The 17,434-nt window shown below is 41.0% G+C and carries 15 protein-coding genes and 1 other RNA gene; 9 read left to right on the top strand and 7 right to left on the bottom strand.

Annotated elements, in window-relative coordinates:
* Nucleotides 1–14: 14 nt before the first annotated feature.
* Complete coding sequence (locus tag BMY70_RS09900; protein WP_229209556.1) at nt 15–1,913, bottom strand: putative porin; 1,899 nt, start codon at nt 1,911–1,913, stop codon at nt 15–17.
* Between the two features lie 101 nt (nt 1,914–2,014).
* Nucleotides 2,015–3,046 carry a tetraacyldisaccharide 4'-kinase gene (lpxK, locus tag BMY70_RS09895; protein WP_090335018.1) on the bottom strand — a complete coding sequence of 344 codons (1,032 nt, stop codon included), beginning with the start codon at nt 3,044–3,046 and terminating at the stop codon, nt 2,015–2,017.
* A 67-nt stretch (nt 3,047–3,113) separates the two neighbouring features.
* Here lpxK and menC point away from each other — a divergent pair, with 67 nt between their 5' ends.
* Nucleotides 3,114–4,211: an o-succinylbenzoate synthase gene (gene menC, locus BMY70_RS09890; RefSeq protein ID WP_090335017.1), complete on the top strand. Its 1,098-nt coding sequence runs from the start codon at nt 3,114–3,116 to the stop codon at nt 4,209–4,211.
* Between the two features lie 6 nt (nt 4,212–4,217).
* Here menC and hemF read toward each other — a convergent pair whose 3' ends face one another.
* The 4 genes from hemF to BMY70_RS09870 all read right to left on the bottom strand — a co-directional run bounded on the left by hemF (nt 4,218) and on the right by BMY70_RS09870 (nt 7,513).
* Entirely contained in the window at nt 4,218–5,135 is a 918-nt protein-coding gene (gene hemF / locus BMY70_RS09885) for an oxygen-dependent coproporphyrinogen oxidase (protein ID WP_090335016.1), read from the bottom strand.
* A gap of 101 nt (nt 5,136–5,236) precedes the next feature.
* The gene (locus BMY70_RS09880; RefSeq protein ID WP_090335015.1) at nt 5,237–5,671 is read right to left on the bottom strand and encodes a PepSY-like domain-containing protein; all 435 of its coding nucleotides are present in this window, start codon (nt 5,669–5,671) and stop codon (nt 5,237–5,239) included.
* 83 nt (nt 5,672–5,754) lie between these two features.
* Nucleotides 5,755–7,146, bottom strand: coding sequence for a M56 family metallopeptidase (locus BMY70_RS09875; protein ID WP_090335014.1), 1,392 nt, complete (start codon nt 7,144–7,146; stop codon nt 5,755–5,757).
* Nucleotides 7,139–7,513, bottom strand: a complete 375-nt coding sequence (locus BMY70_RS09870) for a BlaI/MecI/CopY family transcriptional regulator (RefSeq protein WP_090335013.1) — start codon at nt 7,511–7,513, stop codon at nt 7,139–7,141. The genes BMY70_RS09875 and BMY70_RS09870 overlap by 8 nt, the downstream gene beginning before the upstream one ends.
* Nucleotides 7,514–7,702: 189 nt before the next feature.
* Between BMY70_RS09870 and BMY70_RS09865 the strand changes: the two genes are divergently transcribed.
* Nucleotides 7,703–10,012 (top strand): TonB-dependent receptor, encoded by a 2,310-nt coding sequence (locus tag BMY70_RS09865; RefSeq protein WP_090335012.1) that lies wholly within the window; start codon nt 7,703–7,705, stop codon nt 10,010–10,012.
* A 7-nt stretch (nt 10,013–10,019) separates the two neighbouring features.
* Here the strand turns inward: BMY70_RS09865 and BMY70_RS09860 are convergent, their stop codons facing one another.
* Entirely contained in the window at nt 10,020–11,252 is a 1,233-nt protein-coding gene (locus BMY70_RS09860) for a C40 family peptidase (protein ID WP_090335011.1), read from the bottom strand.
* Between the two features lie 268 nt (nt 11,253–11,520).
* On the opposite strand from BMY70_RS09860, the gene ssrA reads away from it, so the two are divergent.
* The 7 genes from ssrA (at nt 11,521) to BMY70_RS09825 (ending at nt 17,432) form a co-directional block, all read left to right on the top strand.
* Nucleotides 11,521–11,893: a transfer-messenger RNA gene (gene ssrA, locus BMY70_RS09855) on the top strand.
* 59 nt (nt 11,894–11,952) lie between these two features.
* Nucleotides 11,953–12,177 carry a hypothetical protein gene (locus tag BMY70_RS09850; RefSeq protein ID WP_090335010.1) on the top strand — a complete coding sequence of 75 codons (225 nt, stop codon included), beginning with the start codon at nt 11,953–11,955 and terminating at the stop codon, nt 12,175–12,177.
* A 105-nt stretch (nt 12,178–12,282) separates the two neighbouring features.
* Entirely contained in the window at nt 12,283–12,501 is a 219-nt protein-coding gene (locus BMY70_RS30855) for a hypothetical protein (RefSeq protein WP_090335009.1), read from the top strand.
* Nucleotides 12,502–12,520: 19 nt separating this feature from the next.
* Nucleotides 12,521–13,831, top strand: a complete 1,311-nt coding sequence (locus tag BMY70_RS09840; protein WP_229209555.1) for a hybrid sensor histidine kinase/response regulator transcription factor — start codon at nt 12,521–12,523, stop codon at nt 13,829–13,831.
* A gap of 446 nt (nt 13,832–14,277) precedes the next feature.
* Entirely contained in the window at nt 14,278–15,537 is a 1,260-nt protein-coding gene (locus tag BMY70_RS09835; protein ID WP_090335007.1) for a hypothetical protein, read from the top strand.
* A gap of 5 nt (nt 15,538–15,542) precedes the next feature.
* Complete coding sequence (locus BMY70_RS09830; RefSeq protein ID WP_090335006.1) at nt 15,543–15,914, top strand: hypothetical protein; 372 nt, start codon at nt 15,543–15,545, stop codon at nt 15,912–15,914.
* Nucleotides 15,915–15,935: 21 nt separating this feature from the next.
* Nucleotides 15,936–17,432, top strand: coding sequence for an FtsZ/tubulin family protein (locus BMY70_RS09825; RefSeq protein WP_090335005.1), 1,497 nt, complete (start codon nt 15,936–15,938; stop codon nt 17,430–17,432).
* Nucleotides 17,433–17,434: the final 2 nt, after the last annotated feature.

Here is a 17,434-nt window from a genome sequence, read left to right as displayed (position 1 = left end):
CTTTCGCTAACAGCTTAATCAAACAAGGGCCAGTTGATTCCGAATGAAAAGGCACGTCTGAGCCCGAGATAACCCGGTGTCTGATAATATCCCGGTGCTCCAAAACCCTGATTCACATGTGCCATTTTGAAAGACAGCCTGATCCGTTTGATACGGACATTTGCGAATACGTCGGCAACGGTATATTGATCAACCATGAATGTGTTCTGCAAGTGAAATTGCTGTGTAATAGGCATATAAGCATCCGCAAAATAGGATGACCGGTACATGGCAGAAAGTCCAACCTGAATGAAAAGCACCTTTGCATACGTAAAATCATACGTGACCTGGCCACTTGCAAAATACTTGGGCATTCTGATAATATCGCTATTTGAATTGGCCGTATAATATCCCATTCCTGAAAAAGTCCATTTTCCAAGCGGGATGTTAAAGGTCGCACCCATCCGTAAGATACTGAATGCACCACTAAATTGCCGGGGAAGTGAGGCCGTATCATAATAAACATAATTGTTTACCAGATTATACTGAACCTCCGGTGTGAACAGAATATTTTTTGTTCGAAGCGGTAAGAAACCGTAAATAGTATTAGTCCCGGTCAGCTTAAAATTGTTTTGCCAGTCGAAATGATTGCCAATATAATTTTGGGCAATTAAATCGGGCGAAGTAAAAATGGTTTGATATCCGACTTTTGCCCATTTGGTATCAAGCTCTCCTTTTAATCTGAAATCACGCCCGAGAATATGCTCTCCTTCGGCTGTCAGATGCTGAACCGAATCCTTCAAATAATAGCTAAGCCAAAGCCCGACAATATTATCAAATTTTACGCCAGTTCTGTATTCCGTACTTACCGTCCCGACCGTATTAGGAGACTGGCTAAATACGCGCATTCCATACAATCGCTGTCGGATATAAGCCCGGTAGTTGAAGCCGGAAAATGTACCTTTTATCCCGATTTTATTATCGAATAATTTAAAAAAGATATCCTGTCTCGTAGTGTCGGCATTGTATCGGTATGCCGGGTAAATTCCTTTTTCTATACCACGCGTTATATCATAATCTGAATACCTGTTGATGGTGCTCTGGTAGTCCGTTTGCGCGAAAACCTGAAAACCATTAACCAGCTTATACTGCTGATAAATGTGAAATGCATTCCGTCTTTCCCAGGAGTTGGCATCATCACTTATCCTCGCTGCGCCGTCATACGTCCAGATACCTTTTCCGTCTGGCAGTGTGTCGGGAATAACACCGCCCTGCTCCCTTGCTTTTTGGTTTAAATAGCGGTAATTAGCCAGTAGAAGATATTTTTTATCTTTCGAGAAATAATGTCCATGTGCCAGAAATGTCCAGTTTTGCCCAAGCAAAGCTTCCGAAACCACGCCGGTGTAAGCACCATATTGCTTATTGGAAGTAAGTCGCGCTCCTCTGATGCCAAAATTGAAACGGGAATGTACATTTTGGGAATAACCAAAACTGCCGAGCGTAGTTTTTCGCCCGCCCGACCGGAATGTCAAATCGGTGTACTGCGATTTAGTATCAATATATTGAACGTCATCCTGTTGAATGGCATAAGGATCATAGGCACGCATACCAAGCTGTGCACCAATATCCTGACGTGGTGTGAAAAATAAATTCCGCGTTGCCGTAGCCGTATTTCCAAGATCTACCAATTTTCCATAGGAGCGGTCAACGGGTGTCCAACGATTAAAATCCGGCAACAACGTATCGACACGGTACCGAACGGAATCGCGGTTATTAATAATGTCATTTTCGAAAAAATGGAGCGTGGTTTTTGGACCGTAAATGGTTTTGGTACTATCGTCAAGTATGGCTCCGCCACCTTTTCCACCTTGCGCGCCACCACTTCCGCCGCCTGTTGGCATTCTGATGCCGCCGGGAAGTTGGACTTGTGCCATAGCAGTATGTTGGAAGAGCAGAAAGCTACACGAAATCCAAAAAACAACAGCAAATATAATTCTCATAAACGATTCAATAATTCCACCGATTTAAGGACGGGTCAAGGGGTGTTTTTTAAAATCCATTGATCAAAAGCTTCGGAATCGGCCCCGAAATCCATTTCCATTGGTAAATATGCAAAACGATCTGCAACTCCCGACAAGACAGCAAGTGGTTTTAATTTCACCATATCCTTTTCAGTCGTAACTACAAAAGTATCGTTTTTTATGTACTTAATTAGATGTTCCAGATCGGCAATTGTGTAATTATGATGATCTGGAAAAATTATCTCATCAATAACGTGATACTGAGTCCGAAGGTATACAGTAAAGGGCAGGGGATTAGCTATGCCAGCGACGATTATAACATTTTTTAACAAAACATGGGACCAATCATAGCCAACCGGCGCCGAATAACGGATGGTTGTAAAAAAAATCGGAGCCGTCTTTCTGCAATAAGTCCGGATTGCTTTGCGAATTTCTTCCTTATTTAGTTCCGGTAATTCCTTTGGCGCTTTGGTGACAATAATTGCATCTGCTCTGTTTGCACCCCGCCTTGTCTCCCGCAGCCGCCCGGCAGGAAAGGGGAGATCTTTATAAAAAGGCCGGTTGAAATCATTTAATAAGATATTGATCTGCCGCTGGATGGCTCGGTGCTGATAGGCGTCATCAAGTAGGAGCAGATCTCGCTCCGGACTTATTTCGTTTATGGCGAGAGCGCCATTTATACGTTTTTCAGAGACTGCAACAACAATATTTTTTCCAAATTTTGAAAAATATTGCAAAGGTTCATCACCGATATCTGAAGCGCTGGAAGACGCGTCCGCAAAAACCAGGCCCTTTGTTTTCCGGCCATAGCCCCGGCTTAGAATCGCAACCTTGTATTTTCGGGATAAAAGTTTGGTAAGATATTCAACGACAGGTGTTTTTCCCGTACCGCCAACGGTTAGGTTTCCTACGGATATGGTGAATTGAGGTGCTTTTTGGGTTGATAAAAATCCCTGGGCGTAAAGGAAATTTCGCAGCAGGGTTATCAAACCATACACCCACGAAAAGGGGGTTAATATTAATTTTATCCAATTATGTTCTGCCATATTATCTGCATAATTACATATTTTTTGGTTAATATTGTTCCCCGAAAAAAAACTGACACTGCAAAATATGCCTTTAAGAATTGTGTTTCAACCCTATACACTTCATTTTCGAATGGAGGCTGGTACTTCACGAGGGGTGCTGAAACAAAAAACTTCCTGGATTCTTAAAGTTACGGACGAGGAGCAGCCGGGCGTTGTCGGTTATGGTGAGTGCGGGCCGCTACCCGGATTGAGCGTTGATGATATTCCTGATTTCGGAGCGCAGCTAGCAGAAGTTTGCGAGCTTTTTAATCAGTTGGACCTGGAAGTTTTTCCATTTAATCTGTCTATTATTCTGGAGCAGGTTGTTCCTGAACATTTGCCATCTGTTCGTTTCGGAATTGAAATGGCATTGCTGGATTATATGAATGGGGGAGAGAAAATGCAGTATAAAAATGCGTTTTCGAAAGGGGAAAAAGGAATTTCGATGAACGGCCTGATCTGGATGGGATCTTATGATCACATGGTCAGTCAGATCGAAGATAAGCTGGCCCAGGGGTATACGACACTTAAAATGAAGGTTGGCGCGATCGATTTTGATCAGGAATGTCGTGTTCTGCAATCTGTAAGGTCGCGATTTTCTCCTTCTGAAATTACTTTGCGTGTGGATGCGAACGGCGCTTTTCAGCCAGAGGATGTGCATGAAAAGCTAAAACGTTTATCCGGGTTTGACCTCCATTCCATCGAGCAGCCGATTCGTGCGGGACAGACAGAATTACTCGCGGAACTATGTGTTTCGTCGCCGGTACCTATTGCTCTGGACGAAGAATTAATCGGGATTTTTGATTATCGCAAGAAGTTTGCTCTGCTAAAAAAAACGCAGCCGCCATTCATAATTTTAAAGCCAACCTTACTGGGAGGTTTTCAGCATTGCAAGGAGTGGATCGAGATCGCAACGAGACTTTCGATTGGTTGGTGGATGACTTCTGCACTTGAATCAAATATTGGCTTAAATGCAATTTCCCAGTTTACGGCTTCTTTCGATAATCAATTACCACAGGGTTTAGGAACGGGCCAGTTGTATCATAATAATTTTGCATCACCACTTAAAACGGATCAAGGTTATTTGTTTTATGACAAACAGGAAAACTGGGATCTTTCTTCACTTGGTGATGCTTGGGAATGAAACTGCTTATTTGGCCCAGTCAATTCCTTTTCTCAACAATGTCAAAGTTTTTGCTTCCAAAGAGTTTTCTTCCGGAATAAAGTTATATTCCCAATTCGCCTGCGGCGGCAGGCTCATCAGAATCGATTCTGTGCGACCGTTTGTTTCCAACCCGAATTTCGTCCCACGATCCCAAACCAGATTGAATTCCACATATCTTCCACGGCGCAAGTACTGCCACTGTTTCTGTTCTTCCGTAAAAGAATAATCTTTGTATTTGGTCATCAGGTTTGTATAAAACGGCGCAAAGCTTTCTCCGATTTCCTTAACAAAAGCAAACAATTCCTCTTTTGACAAATTGCTTCCATAGCCTGCTTCGTCGGGTTTCAGATAATCAAAAAAGACACCGCCAATGCCACGGGTTTCATTTCGGTGTTGTATAAAAAAGTAATCATCCGCCCAGGTTTTAAATTTTGTGTAAAAATCGGGATGATGTTTGTCGCAGGCTGATTTTAAGACATTATGAAAAACAATAGCATCTTCTTCGATCACGTAATGAGGTGTCAGATCAATTCCGCCTCCGAACCAGCAGGTTCCGTTACTAAGTTCAAAGTAGCGGACGTTCATATGAATGATCGGCACGTGCGGGTTTCTGGGATGCATTACAATGGATACACCTGTTGCTGTAAAATGAAAGTCATCGGTATCTCCCAGCTGCATTTGCTGACGAAGTCTTGGATGAACCTCGCCCTTTACACTTGAAAAATTAACTCCGCCTTTTTCAATAACGTTTCCGTTTTGAATGAGCCGTGTCCTTCCGCCGCCGCCGGAATGGTGTTCCCATAAATCTTCTTTGAATTTACCTGCTCCGTCAGCGTCTTCAACCGACAGACAAATTCTGTCTTGTAAATCTTTGAAAAATGACTCTATATCTTCAACCTTCATTCTAAATCTGAAATTGTACTCGCCAAAATTACGATAATTTTGAACGCTGACCGGTTGGAAACAAAAAAACGGAGCATTTGCTCCGTTTTTTTGTTTGGTTTTTATTTATCGATTCGTAGAAAAGTCCCGCTCAGATCAAATTTCAGTTCGAGGTTGTTGGACAATTTAACTTCCTGATCAGTCCTGTCCTTTTCCCATTCGATGATTTGATGATCTGGATAATTTTCTGTCACGTATTCCAAAACTTTTGCAGGAATGACAGAGTCCGGCAATTTTGTTCTGCTTTCGATATCTTCCACATTGCCGTCTTTGTCGAACGCCAGCCTCGTACCATTGTCAAGAGTTACATCATAATCAACTTCGTTATTATCCTTATCCCGAACTACCTGATTTACTTTCGCAGCCGGAAAGTGGGTTTGTACAAATTCCTGGGCAACAGTCGGAAGCCTGGTTTCATCTACTATTTCATCTTTGTCATTGTCACAAGACATGCAAAATACGAATACAATTAAGGCGAGTGTCAGTAAGTTTTTCATAAATTAAAAATTGGTGCAACAAATAATTTTGTTCCATGACAACTCAGATCAGACATCCCCCTATGCGATAGTAAACTTTTTTTTTATTTTTTTGGAATTGATTCGTAAGGAATCTGGGCATCATGCCATTTTTTGAAATATTCTGGTGTGGACAAATCGATTTGAAAATAGTGTTTACCGTAATTTATCGCATTTTTTTCGAGTTTGCTTAAAGAGAAGTGCGCGAAGTCGGCGGCGGCATAGTGCGTTAATTTTTGATTGCTAATTCGTTTGCCATCGACCCAAACCCCATATTTTTTCCCATCTTTCCAATCATTTAGTTGTTGCTCCGTAGGTGGTTCAGGGTCTGTCGGAGGAGACATTGGTATAAAAAACACTTTTGTAGCCAACGCCTGCTGGGTTGTGTTCATTGACCGGTAAATAATATCCATTCTCCTGACATCGATAATTTCCAGGTCATAAAATGTACGCGGCTTTCCATATTTAGATGTTCCTAACCGCGTCCCTCTTTTCAGGGTATTTTGATATTCATCGAAATGTTCTTGCGATACGCCGCTGTTATTGAAAGCAGGTTTTGTTAATTCGGATTTCGCATTTGGCTGCTGCGCGGTTACCTTAGTAATAAGAGCAAAAGTTAGGATCGCCAAAGTTGGGATTAAAGCTATTGTTTTAATAATAGCGGCTGTTTGGGAAGTTTTTTTAGTCATCATGGCTAATCGTTTTTTGGTTATGGAATAATTAAAACTACTTGTAAGGCCGACATGATGGCGGTATAGTATCTTGTCTAAAAGCAGGAGTTTGTAGGTTTTGGGATCCTGGTATTTCAGCAAAACAGCCTCATCTGCCAAAAATTCATGATTAAGCATAATCGCTTTTTTAAATAAAAAAACGAACGGGTTAAACCAGAAAAAAATGATGATTAACTCGATGAAAATAATGTCAAAAGTATGTTTCTGCTGAACATGCGCCAGTTCATGTGTAAGAATTTCCTCTTCAATCTCTTTGTTGTAAAAGTCGGAGCTACTTACGAAGACATAATTAAAAAAAGTATATGTAACCGCATTTTCAGAGAGTAAAATGAACTTAGCTTTCCGGTAATGGACTATTTCATTTCTATGCTTTTTTATTAAAACAGAATAAAGATTTCGAATGAACCGAGCTAGTAAGAATGCCGCAACCAGGCTGTATACCAGAACCAGCCAATCAGTTGATTTCACACTGTTTTCTTCTGGAACAAAGGCTGTGCTCTTCTCAGGCTTATCGAGAACTTCAATCGGAACTTGTTTATAAACTTGTGCAATTGCATCATTTTGAACTGTTTTTACAGAAATAAGTGGAATTGCCAGACTGAACATAATACTGAAAAGCAAATAAAAACGGTTGAACCGATATGTATTTTCCTTTTCCAATAACTGATGATAAAAAAGGAGCAGTATGCCGGAGCAAATCACAAATTTGATAATATAGCTAGTCATTTTTCTTTCTCTTGATTTCTTCGTCTATAACTTTTCTAAGTTCTTTTAATTCGTCTACATTGAGATTCGCGTCTTTTGCGAAAAATGAACCGAACTGAGAGGCGGAGTCATTAAAGAAATTTTTGATAAGTCCGTTGACATGTTTCGCGAAATAGTCTGTTTTACTTACCAGCGCACGATACTCGCGGGAATTTCCATATAGAGTGTATCCAACAAAACCCTTATCCTGCATTCTTTTCAACAGAGTGGCCACTGTTGTCGTAGCCGGTTTAGGCTCAGGAAAGGAATCGATAAGATCCTTCATAAAAGCTTTTTTTAGCTTCCATAAGTAATGCATAAGTTGTTCTTCTGTTTTTGTCAACTCCATGATTCTACGAGTTTAGAATATACTCTACAAATGTAGAGTATAAATTCAAAAAGTCAAATATTGTGTTGAAATATTTTTAATTTCGTTGTAGGGAATTTTTTAGGAAAATATCTTTTAGCCTTTTGATTAGTTCAAACCAGCAAGCGTCTTATATTCATATTGGAAAGATATCCACCTTAATCAGCCGCAATGCATATCCGTTTACTGTTTTTATTCTTGTTAATATCTTTCGCTGCAAAAGCTCAAAATATAACTTCAACAATTCGCGGTACGATAAAAGATGCCGATACCGGGGTGCCGCTCGCCGGTGCAAATGTTCAATTATCACCTTTACAAAAAGGAAATGTCACTGACGCTTCGGGAGCTTTTCGATTTGATAATCTTGCGTCAGGGCGTTATTTTTTAACAGTTTCATTTGTGGGGTATGACAAACTTGCGGTGCCGGAAATATTATTAGAGTCGGGAAAGGAAAGTGTGCAGGACTTAAAGCTGGGTATACATTCCGGAGAGTTGGCGGAAGCGACTGTCGTGTCTTCGCGCCCGGTTGCTTTCAATAGTGTGCAGGCAATTACCATAGAACAGACACTTCGTTACGCAGCTACGTATCTGGATCCCGCGCGTGTAACGACTTCATTCGCCGGCGTGGCGACAACTAATGACCAGGCGAACGGTTTGGTCATCCGCGGGAATTCTCCCAATAGTATGCAATGGAGACTGGAAGGAGTCGAAATTGTAAATCCCAATCACCTTTCCAATGCCGGAACATTCAGTGATCGCGCTACACAAACGGGTGGGGGAGTGAATATTTTGAGTACACAATTGCTTGGAACATCGTATTTCCTGACGGGTGCTTTTCCGGCACAGTACGGCAACGCATTGTCGGGAGTGCTGGATATGAATTTGCGTAAAGGAAACGATGAAAAAACTGAATTTACAGCGCAGGCAGGATTGATTGGACTTGATCTTGCAGCCGAGGGGCCTTTTTCAAAGAAATCGAGAGCATCTTACCTGGCCAATTATCGCTATTCGTTCACGGGGCTATTGGGAGCGATGGGCGTAAATTTTGGTGGAGAGGATATCAGGTTTCAGGATTTTTCATTCAATATTAATTTACCAACAGTCAAGGCAGGAACTTTTACTTTTTTTGGTTTAGGCGGAATCAGCAGCAATACTTTTAACGCTGATACGGATACCACAACCTGGGAATTTGAAAAAGACCGGCAGGACATTATTTACAAGAATAAAATGGGCGCGGCCGGAGCGACGCATCGTGTGTCACTTGGGTCCCGATCATCATTAAATTCAACGATCGTTGCATCCGGTTTGAAAATGTCACGGTCGGGATTTCTTGTAAATCCTTCAAATGTTGATGAGAAAAGCTTATTCGAGCGTGACGAACAAACGAAAGGACGGATATCTTTTAGTAGTATCCTGACTTACAGGTTCAGTGAAAAGAGCCGCCTTAAAACCGGGCTTTATGCAACATGGCAAACAGACGGAATTGCATCACCTGATATTAGCAGCAAGGTAATGAACAAAGTTGATGGATTTATAATACAGCCTTTTGCGAGCTGGAATTATAATGTATCGTCACGTTTGAGCACGGAGATCGGCGTTCATAATCTTTATTATACAACTTCAAAGAGCAATTCCATTGAGCCGCGCGCAGCTGTACGTTTTCAGGTTAGTACTTCGCAGCAAGTTAGTTTTTCTTACGGACTTCATAGTCAGTTACAGCTTCAGCAGGTTTATATTTCCGGAAAAAATCAGGATTCTCCTCTTCGTGATAATCTGTTTCTGGGGCCGAATAAATCGCATCATTTTGTTTTTGGTTATCAGAAAAATTTCAGTCATAGTACCTATTTGAAAGTTGAAGTTTATGATCAGGAATTATATAATATTCCTGTCAGTGCTGCCAATGGATCGTTTTCGACACTTAACCTGGTTGAAACTTTTATAGATCAAAAGTTATCAGATACTGGAAGAGGAAGAAATTACGGAGTCGAAGTAACCTTTCAAAAACTGCTGACCGGGCAATACTATTACGTAGTATCGGGTTCTCTGTATAGTGCCACCTACCTGGGCGCCGATGGGATCAGGAGAAAAAGCCGATTTGATGGAAGACACACATTTAGCTTTACCGGCGGGAAAGAATTTAAATCCGGAGAAAATACCTGGGGAGTAAACGCCAAAATTTTATGGATAGGAGGGTTTCGGGAAACGCCGATAAATGTGGAAGCATCTACTTTTGAAAACAAAACCCTATATGAAGAAAACCAGGCATTCTCGTTAAAAATGAAAGACTATTTCCGGCCGGATCTAAGAATCTACTGGAAAAAAAGCAGGGCAAAATACAGCCGGACACTTGCGCTTGATATGCAGAATGTTTCAGGAACTAAAAACGAAGCATATAGCTATTTTGATACTTTTCAGAAACAGGTAGTTCGCAAAGATCAACTTGGCCTGATTCCTGTATTAAGTTATCGCTGGGAATTTTAAAACTGATTTATTTTTGCATATAGGCAGGATGTTTGAGCAATGGCGTAATTCCTGCCGTACCGATATTCCCGATATAGCGTCTTGCTGCGACCACGGTTCGTGTTTCAAAATCACCATAATTCGGAGCGTCGGGTTTCATACTATTGATTCGTACCTGTCCGGCCGAATGGATAAACTCGCCATTACCGAGATACATTGCAACGTGAGTGACACGCGCATTAGATGGCCTGTTTTTCCCGCCTGCAAAGAATATTAAGTCCCCCGGTTTTAGGTTTTTGAGCGCGTCAGTCAAATTTAAAACTCCATTTTTTAGAATAGTCACTGAATCGCCAACAAGCACCTGCTGTGATGCATCTCGGGGAATTACTACGCCGTTCATGAAAAAAGCTGTCTTCGTAAAGCCACTGCAATCAACTCCTTTTACGGAGGTTCCACCCCATAAATAGGGTACGCCGATCATCGTTTTGGCAACTTCTATCACCTGAACGGAATTTGGTGCTGGCTTCTTCGTCCATTCATTAAAATTTTTAACCTGATTTTGCGGGATAAAGCCTTCCCTTCCATCAGGGTAAATTACTTTAATAAAATCCTTCTGGCTGGCAGTCTTAACCAGCACATCGCCCATAACCAAATCCGATATTCTTTGTGATTTAAGATTAGGTTTTTCGTAAGAATGACCATAATCTGCAACGAAAACTACCTTGTTGCTAAGCTTCCAGGCTTCCATTTCAGAGTCTGTTTTGAAAGCAATTGCACCCGCATCAAGCCAGGAAATGTAGCCATCCGGTGTGCGGACCAGATAATAGTAACCTTCCTTTTTAAGAATATCCAAAGGAGTACCAAGTAATGCTTGTGTTGCCAATTCAGCCGCATTACGCGGATCGGATCTGACATTGCCTACAGAAACATTGACCAGCCCAAACTTTTTATCCGCAAGTTCTTTCGCGGGAAGTGTTTTTATTGGAATCGGAATTTTAATTCCCTGGCTGACTATCGTATCGGCCAATTTTTTAGCCGCTTCAAATTCCGTTGTTTCGAAAAAATGGTTTCCTGTACTGTCTTTTAAAATTTGGAAAAGCGCAGTCCGCTTGTCGGGAGCATATACTTTCCGAACAGCTTCTGAAAGATCGAAGATTTTTCTTATTTGTAAAGAATCTGCCGCAACCGTCTGACCCACAACTTTTGAAGTGAAACAGGTCAATAATAAATAAAGGGGCAGAGTAGCGAAACAAATTTTCATAGTAAGGCAATTAAGAGGGAAAGCTACTATATAAGGAAAAAGAATGCAAGCTGTGGCTGAACTTAAAATCTGTTCTTTTTATGAATAAAAAAGTGAATTTCAAGAATAATGGATAGGGCTGATTTTGAGTTTGTTAATATCCGCATATGTCGACATCACAAGACTTATGCTACTATTTTAAAAAAATAATGAACTATTCGAACTTCATTCTTGTAATTTACCCGCAGCCAACCGTGTGATTAGTCACCGGAAATTTCTGCGCCGCACTGGGGGCGACTGGAATTGACAGCGGGTTGGAGTTCTGTGTGTAAGCATGTCGGGAGCTGGGGGTACCTCCCGTAAATAATACCTTTCAAACAATAACTGGCGAAAATACTTACGCCATGGCTGCCTAATCCGGAGGATTTAGCAAATGCCATCATCCCTCCAACCTACGCACTGATGGTTGGGCTCCGGGGTGTCGCAAATCAGTGCTGGTTGGAATAGTGGTACGGAAATCCAACGAGACCCTAGTATCTAAGGCCAAGACGCGGGTCCGCCGTGAACCTTGTCTGGCTCGAAAATTTAATCGCGGATAAGCATGTAGAAGGCGCAGGGTTTCCCTGTTCTGGACGAGGGTTCGAATCCCTCCGTCTCCACAACCCGTAAATATCTTTAAGCCAGATAGTTACGGGTTTTTTAGTGACCGAAAAGTACCTCTGTGCCAGTTTTGTGCCACAACATTATCGAAAGCCAGGGAATTGCTATAAGTACTGATAAGGGAAATTATCCTTTCAGGGAAGCAGTTTTATCAGATTATAAAGGAGATTTATCAAAAACGTGGTGGGTTGATTATTACGTAAGGTCAGAGCTAAAAGGTGCACTTGTACTTAAAAGATCACGATTCAGCCAGCCAACCGAAAAAGAGCGTTACGAACAAGCCTAAGAATTTATTGCAATTATTGACGATACACTAACGGAAGGTCGATTTGTTGATGAAATTACAGCCCAAAATATTGGATCAGACAAAAGGAGTTCGGTTAAATCTGCGATGGAATCCTACCTTAACGCCAAAAAGAAAGTTGTTTCGCAATACACGATTGAAAAATATATCAAAGATCTGAAAAGTTTCAGGATTGTCATGTATCCTTCGCCTCTGGACTTCCGTGGTGAGTATCCGGATGTTTTAAGGTTTCCCACCCGCACATTCGATGAAATTTCTTGTCACGGAATGAAGTCTGAAAATACTCCCATTACATCTTTACAATAAATTTCGGGTAATTAAAACCGTGATCGCATCATTTGAGCATATGGCCAGCGAGAAAGATATTGAAACAACCTTCGTTAGTCCGGAAACGCCGGTAATGTTATGGTTTGATATAGCTCAGATACAGAAGGTATTTTATAATCTGCTAAGTAACGCCTACAAATTCACACCCGAGGGCGGCAAGGTTACAATATCAATTATAGAAATTTCGAACGAAGTGATCATTTCTGTGGTCGACAATGGCAAAGGTATATCTGATGATCACTTGCGGAAACTGTTTACCTATTATTATCAGGCAGATTCTGAAAAGCCCGGCTACGGCATCGGGCTGGCGTTGTCCAAAAGTATTGTTGAAGAGCATCGTGGTTACCTGACCGCCGAGAGCCGTCTGGCCACGGATTCATCACCGGGCGGAACGAAACTAACCGTCCGGTTGCTGCGTGAAAACAGTCACTTTTCCCAGGATCAGATTGCTGCGAATGGCGGAGATACTTTTGATAAAATGATGGCGGAGACAGTTGTCACTCCGGAAGCTAGCACTGTTTCTCAGACAAAACGGGCTAAAACAATCCTGATTATCGAAGATAATGACCAGTTAAGAGTTTTTATCAGGGAGCTCTTTGAAGGGGAGTATATGACGCTGGAAGCTGAAAATGGTCTCAAAGGAATAGAAATGGCCTATGAATATGTTCCGGACCTCATCTTGTCTGACGTGATGATGCCTGAGTTGGATGGTTTAGAAGTTTGCAGACAACTGAAAAACAACATTGTTACGTCGCATATTCCGGTCGTGCTGCTGACAGCCAGAACACAAAACTACCAAATTATCGAGGGGCTTTCAACGGGAGCAGATGACTACCTGATCAAGCCCTTTGATCCTAGAATTCTCGAGTTAAAGGTTGGTAATCTGATCCGGCTGAGAGATCAGGAAAAACAAAGATATCGTCAGTCCGTTTTAACGAATAATTATGCAGCCGAAAGCATTGCCAAAAATGTAAATGATGTTTTTATTGCAAAACTCAGAGACCAGGTTCTTGAAAATCTGTCAGATCCTGGTTTTGGTGTAAATGAACTGGCCATGCAAATGGGTATGAGCGTTTCAGTGTTATATAGAAAGATGAAATCCCTTACCGGCATGACGGTAAATGATTTCGTAAAATCTATTCGTTTTAACGAAGCTCTAAAACTTCTGGAATCGGGCGTTTATCAGGCAAATGAAGTTGCCATGATGACAGGTTTTGAGGATAGTAAATATTTCAGCAAAGAATTCAGAAAAGTGTTTGGAAAGACACCCAATGAGATCAAAAAACCTGCCACAAGTCCCGGATTATAATTGTGAACGATACTGACAGTACAATTACTGTTACATCGTATTTTTCAAATCAGCAAGGTCAGCCCTCGTCAGCTTAGCGAACCGGAAGTGCCACAATGAAGCTAATCCGTCTGTGACATTATATAAAGGAGGCTAGATATCAGTCCCTCCATATGTTTTTCAGAAATTCCGACTGTTCGAAACATCAGGTTCGAGCCATTTTTGTCTCATCGAGGTCAGCCACATCACTATAAAACCGTGTCAGTAAGGTCACTTGTGTAAAAGCCTGGAAATGTCTTCGCGACCAGCTAAAATAATCCGCACTTCCGTTCGTACTAATTCTGAAAATTTGTTGTGGAAAGTCTGTTTATTTGCCTGGAAGGGTATTCTGAGGAATAAATGTCGTCAGCAACCAACAAATATCTCTATATTGGTGATCAATTAGCCTCAATATAATATTATAATCGATGAAGAAATATTTTTATTTGCTTGCTTTGTTAATCGTGGTTGTCAGTTGCACGAAAAAAGAGCACAAGGAAGAAAAAGAACCTGTTAAGGAAGTTGGCAAGATTAACTTTTTTATGGAAACCTCAGCCAGTATGGCTGGTTATTTCAGCGGCTCTACGCAATTTGTGAAAGACATTCCAAATCTTCTGGTTGATATCGAAGGAAAGGAATCTTTTGGAAAAGAACCTCTGAAAATTTATTATGTAGCAGATTCATTAACGCCATACAAAGGCTCCACAAAAGATTTTATCCGCGAGATTTCTACAACAAAAGTTGCAGGCGAGAAAAGCTCTGAGATGCACAAAATCCTGGAAATGATTGCCAGTAAAACAGATTCGAATGATATTTCTCTTTTTGTTTCTGACTGCATTTTATCTTATCCGGATAATGTCATCAAAACGAATTCTGAAATTAATAAGCAAAAAGCTCAGGGAGAACTGAAGGCGTTGGTGAAATCTACTTTTTTGAAATTAAAAAGAGATAACATTTCGGCTTCATTGTACGGGTTCAATTCTGCGTTTTATGGTAATTATTACACCTATCAGAATGCAAAATTGAAGCTGGACGGGCAGGAGAGACCTTATTATTTATGGGTTATCGGTAACAAAGAACTTGTCGGCAAATTCAACAAAAATCTGGCTGAGCTAAACAATTTCAAACCTGTGCTGGATCTTAACTTTGGATTATTTGACAAAACCATTGATGATTTTGAAACTTTCTATACCTACGAAAGAGTCGGAAACTGGAAAGCCGAGGATAAAAGCATTTCTGATCTGGAAGCAAGCAAAAAGAAACCTTCCACATTTGCTATTGCCATAGATTTGTCTGCGCTGCCAAATTCGATCAGTGCGCCGGATTATTTGACTCAACATCTGAAAACTTCATCTGAAAATCTGGAATTTAAGATCAAAAATATTCTATTCACAAAGGATCTTGACAAGTCTAAATTGAAGCCGAGAGAGAAGGAATATCTGGAAGATAATACCCACGTCATTGTGATAGAAGTTTCGGATATCTACAAAGACAAGGGAAATATCGATCTCAAACTTCCGCTGGTTTATGACAATGGATACAAAGCCATGTCGACGATGGATGACAGAAATATAGATTCGATTCCCGGAAAAACCTTCGCTTTTGAACATCTGATCGACGGCGTGCGTGAGGCTTACGAAAATTCGAATGACAACTTTATTCACATTTCAATACCTGTAAAAAAATAGCTTCCATGTTTGAATTTCTTTATGAGCTGCTTTGCGGACAAAATCCGGATCCCATTTTTGCCTCTGATATTTACCCATTTGTGGGTTTGTTTACGCTGGTTTTTGCCTTTGTTTTCACGCTTGTATTTTATATTGTTTTGGGCAGGAGTAAGCCAATCTGGGACAAAACCATTCACTGGGTCATCACAATGATCATTTTGCTGATCATCGCTTTTGGCTTCGCCTATAATCACGCGCAGACAGTTACGGAAGAAGAGGAGAATTCTTTCTTCTATACTTTTGCAATGGTCAACACGCTCTACGCGTTTATTTACTACATCCTGTTTTCAATCTTGTTGAAAAGATTTTCGATTTTCGCCAAGCGCACTCCCTTTTAACCCGTCGATACAGCACAGATTATGCCTACAAGAAATACGTTTGTTTTTGGAATTGGTGGAACAGGGGCCAGGATTGTCCGATCGCTGACAATGCTGCTTGCGGCTGGTACAAAACTTAATGATACCAATAAAATAATCCCCATCATCATCGATGTGGATGCTGATAATGCCGATACGAGCCGGGCGTTGGCGGCGCTGAAAACCTATAAATATATCCGCTCTCACGGTTACAGCAATACCGAAGAAATTCGAGATGGTTTCTTCAATGCGAACCTGAATACGCTGAGTTCGATTACTAATGAAAATGATTATTCAGAAGGGCTGGATGATTCTTTTCAGCTGCAATTTGAAAATCTTGAAAAATCGTTCATCGAATATCTTGATCCAAGGGGCGAGCTCGTTGGCGATATCAATATGGATTTGCTGGAAGCGCTTTATGATAATTCAAGCCACGATGATCCGAATACGGAACTGAACCTGAAATTAAACCAGGGTTTTAAAGGGAATCCAAACATCGGTTCTGTTGTTTTTAATAATCTTTCCAATACGAAGGAATTTAAATTTGTATTGAAAAGTATCGGTGAAAATGACCGGATCTTCATCGTGAGTTCTATTTTCGGCGGAACGGGTTCTTCCGGATTTCCGCAATTGGTGAAACTGCTGCAACAGGAAGAAAAACTGCGTGGCAATAAATACGGGGCGCTTACGGTGATGCCTTATTTCAATGTGACGGACGATAGCAAAAGTGCGATCAACTCGGATATGTTTAATTCCAAAACCGAGGCTGCACTTTCTTATTATCTCAAATATTTGAACGGTAAGATCAACTGTTTCTACCAGCTGTGGGATCGACCATTGAAACAATACGAAAACAAACAAGGCGGAATCGAACAAAAAAACAGTGCGCATTTAATAGAATTAATTGGAGCCACCGCGATCATTGATTTCGTTAATAAACCGGATGGTAATTTTGCTTCAAAAGGTCAGACGCAGTATTTTGATTTTGGAATAAAAAAAGAAGATCAGGTTATTGACATCAGGCATTTTTATCCGAATACAGCAAAAACGGTGATGGAGCCGCTCACGCTTCTGACGTACGCGATGAAAGTTTATCTGGAAACAATTCCCGATATGCGCAACGAGGCTTTTTTCAAGGAATTAGATTTGGGCGATAAAATTCCAAACAATGCATTTTATCAAAATCTCACGGCTTTCCTTTCCATCCATTACAAAAACTGGCTGGTAGAAATGTCCGGAAATGAACGGACTTTTCAGCCTTTCAACCTGACGCAGGATCTGAATGCTTTGGTAAGGGAAAAACCGATTGAAGTTAAAAAAGTTTTAGGGATCGTAACCAAGCCGGGAATTTCAGAAGCGTTTCTGAAAACTGAACTTGGAAAACTGGAAGACGAATTGAAGAAAAGTATCCCCGATCAGGACAAGCGTTTCTTTAAACTGCTCAACCGTATTTCTATGGAATGCTACAAAAAACTGGAAGCACTTCCATCCATGATCTAAAT

It is taken from the genome of Dyadobacter koreensis (assembly GCF_900108855.1).
In the GTDB taxonomy this organism is placed as follows: Bacteria; Bacteroidota; Bacteroidia; order Cytophagales; family Spirosomataceae; genus Dyadobacter; species Dyadobacter koreensis.
The sequence above is the reverse complement of the archived record's forward strand: the minus strand, read 5'-3'. Positions and strand labels throughout refer to the sequence as shown.

What these genes read in the sequence shown, in the direction of transcription:
- BMY70_RS09875 (WP_090335014.1), bottom strand. Translation starts at nt 7,146, where the DNA reads ATGACTAGCTATATTATCAAATTTGTGATTTGCTCCGGCATACTGCTC.
- BMY70_RS09880 (WP_090335015.1), bottom strand. Translation starts at nt 5,671, where the DNA reads ATGAAAAACTTACTGACACTCGCCTTAATTGTATTCGTATTTTGCATG.
- BMY70_RS09860 (WP_090335011.1), bottom strand. Translation starts at nt 11,252, where the DNA reads ATGAAAATTTGTTTCGCTACTCTGCCCCTTTATTTATTATTGACCTGT.
- menC (WP_090335017.1), top strand. Translation starts at nt 3,114, where the DNA reads ATGCCTTTAAGAATTGTGTTTCAACCCTATACACTTCATTTTCGAATG.
- BMY70_RS09830 (WP_090335006.1), top strand. Translation starts at nt 15,543, where the DNA reads ATGTTTGAATTTCTTTATGAGCTGCTTTGCGGACAAAATCCGGATCCC.
- BMY70_RS09835 (WP_090335007.1), top strand. Translation starts at nt 14,278, where the DNA reads ATGAAGAAATATTTTTATTTGCTTGCTTTGTTAATCGTGGTTGTCAGT.
- hemF (WP_090335016.1), bottom strand. Translation starts at nt 5,135, where the DNA reads ATGAAGGTTGAAGATATAGAGTCATTTTTCAAAGATTTACAAGACAGA.
- BMY70_RS30855 (WP_090335009.1), top strand. Translation starts at nt 12,283, where the DNA reads ATGGAATCCTACCTTAACGCCAAAAAGAAAGTTGTTTCGCAATACACG.
- BMY70_RS09865 (WP_090335012.1), top strand. Translation starts at nt 7,703, where the DNA reads ATGCATATCCGTTTACTGTTTTTATTCTTGTTAATATCTTTCGCTGCA.
- BMY70_RS09900 (WP_229209556.1), bottom strand. Translation starts at nt 1,913, where the DNA reads ATGGCACAAGTCCAACTTCCCGGCGGCATCAGAATGCCAACAGGCGGC.
- BMY70_RS09870 (WP_090335013.1), bottom strand. Translation starts at nt 7,513, where the DNA reads ATGGAGTTGACAAAAACAGAAGAACAACTTATGCATTACTTATGGAAG.
- lpxK (WP_090335018.1), bottom strand. Translation starts at nt 3,046, where the DNA reads ATGGCAGAACATAATTGGATAAAATTAATATTAACCCCCTTTTCGTGG.
- BMY70_RS09825 (WP_090335005.1), top strand. Translation starts at nt 15,936, where the DNA reads ATGCCTACAAGAAATACGTTTGTTTTTGGAATTGGTGGAACAGGGGCC.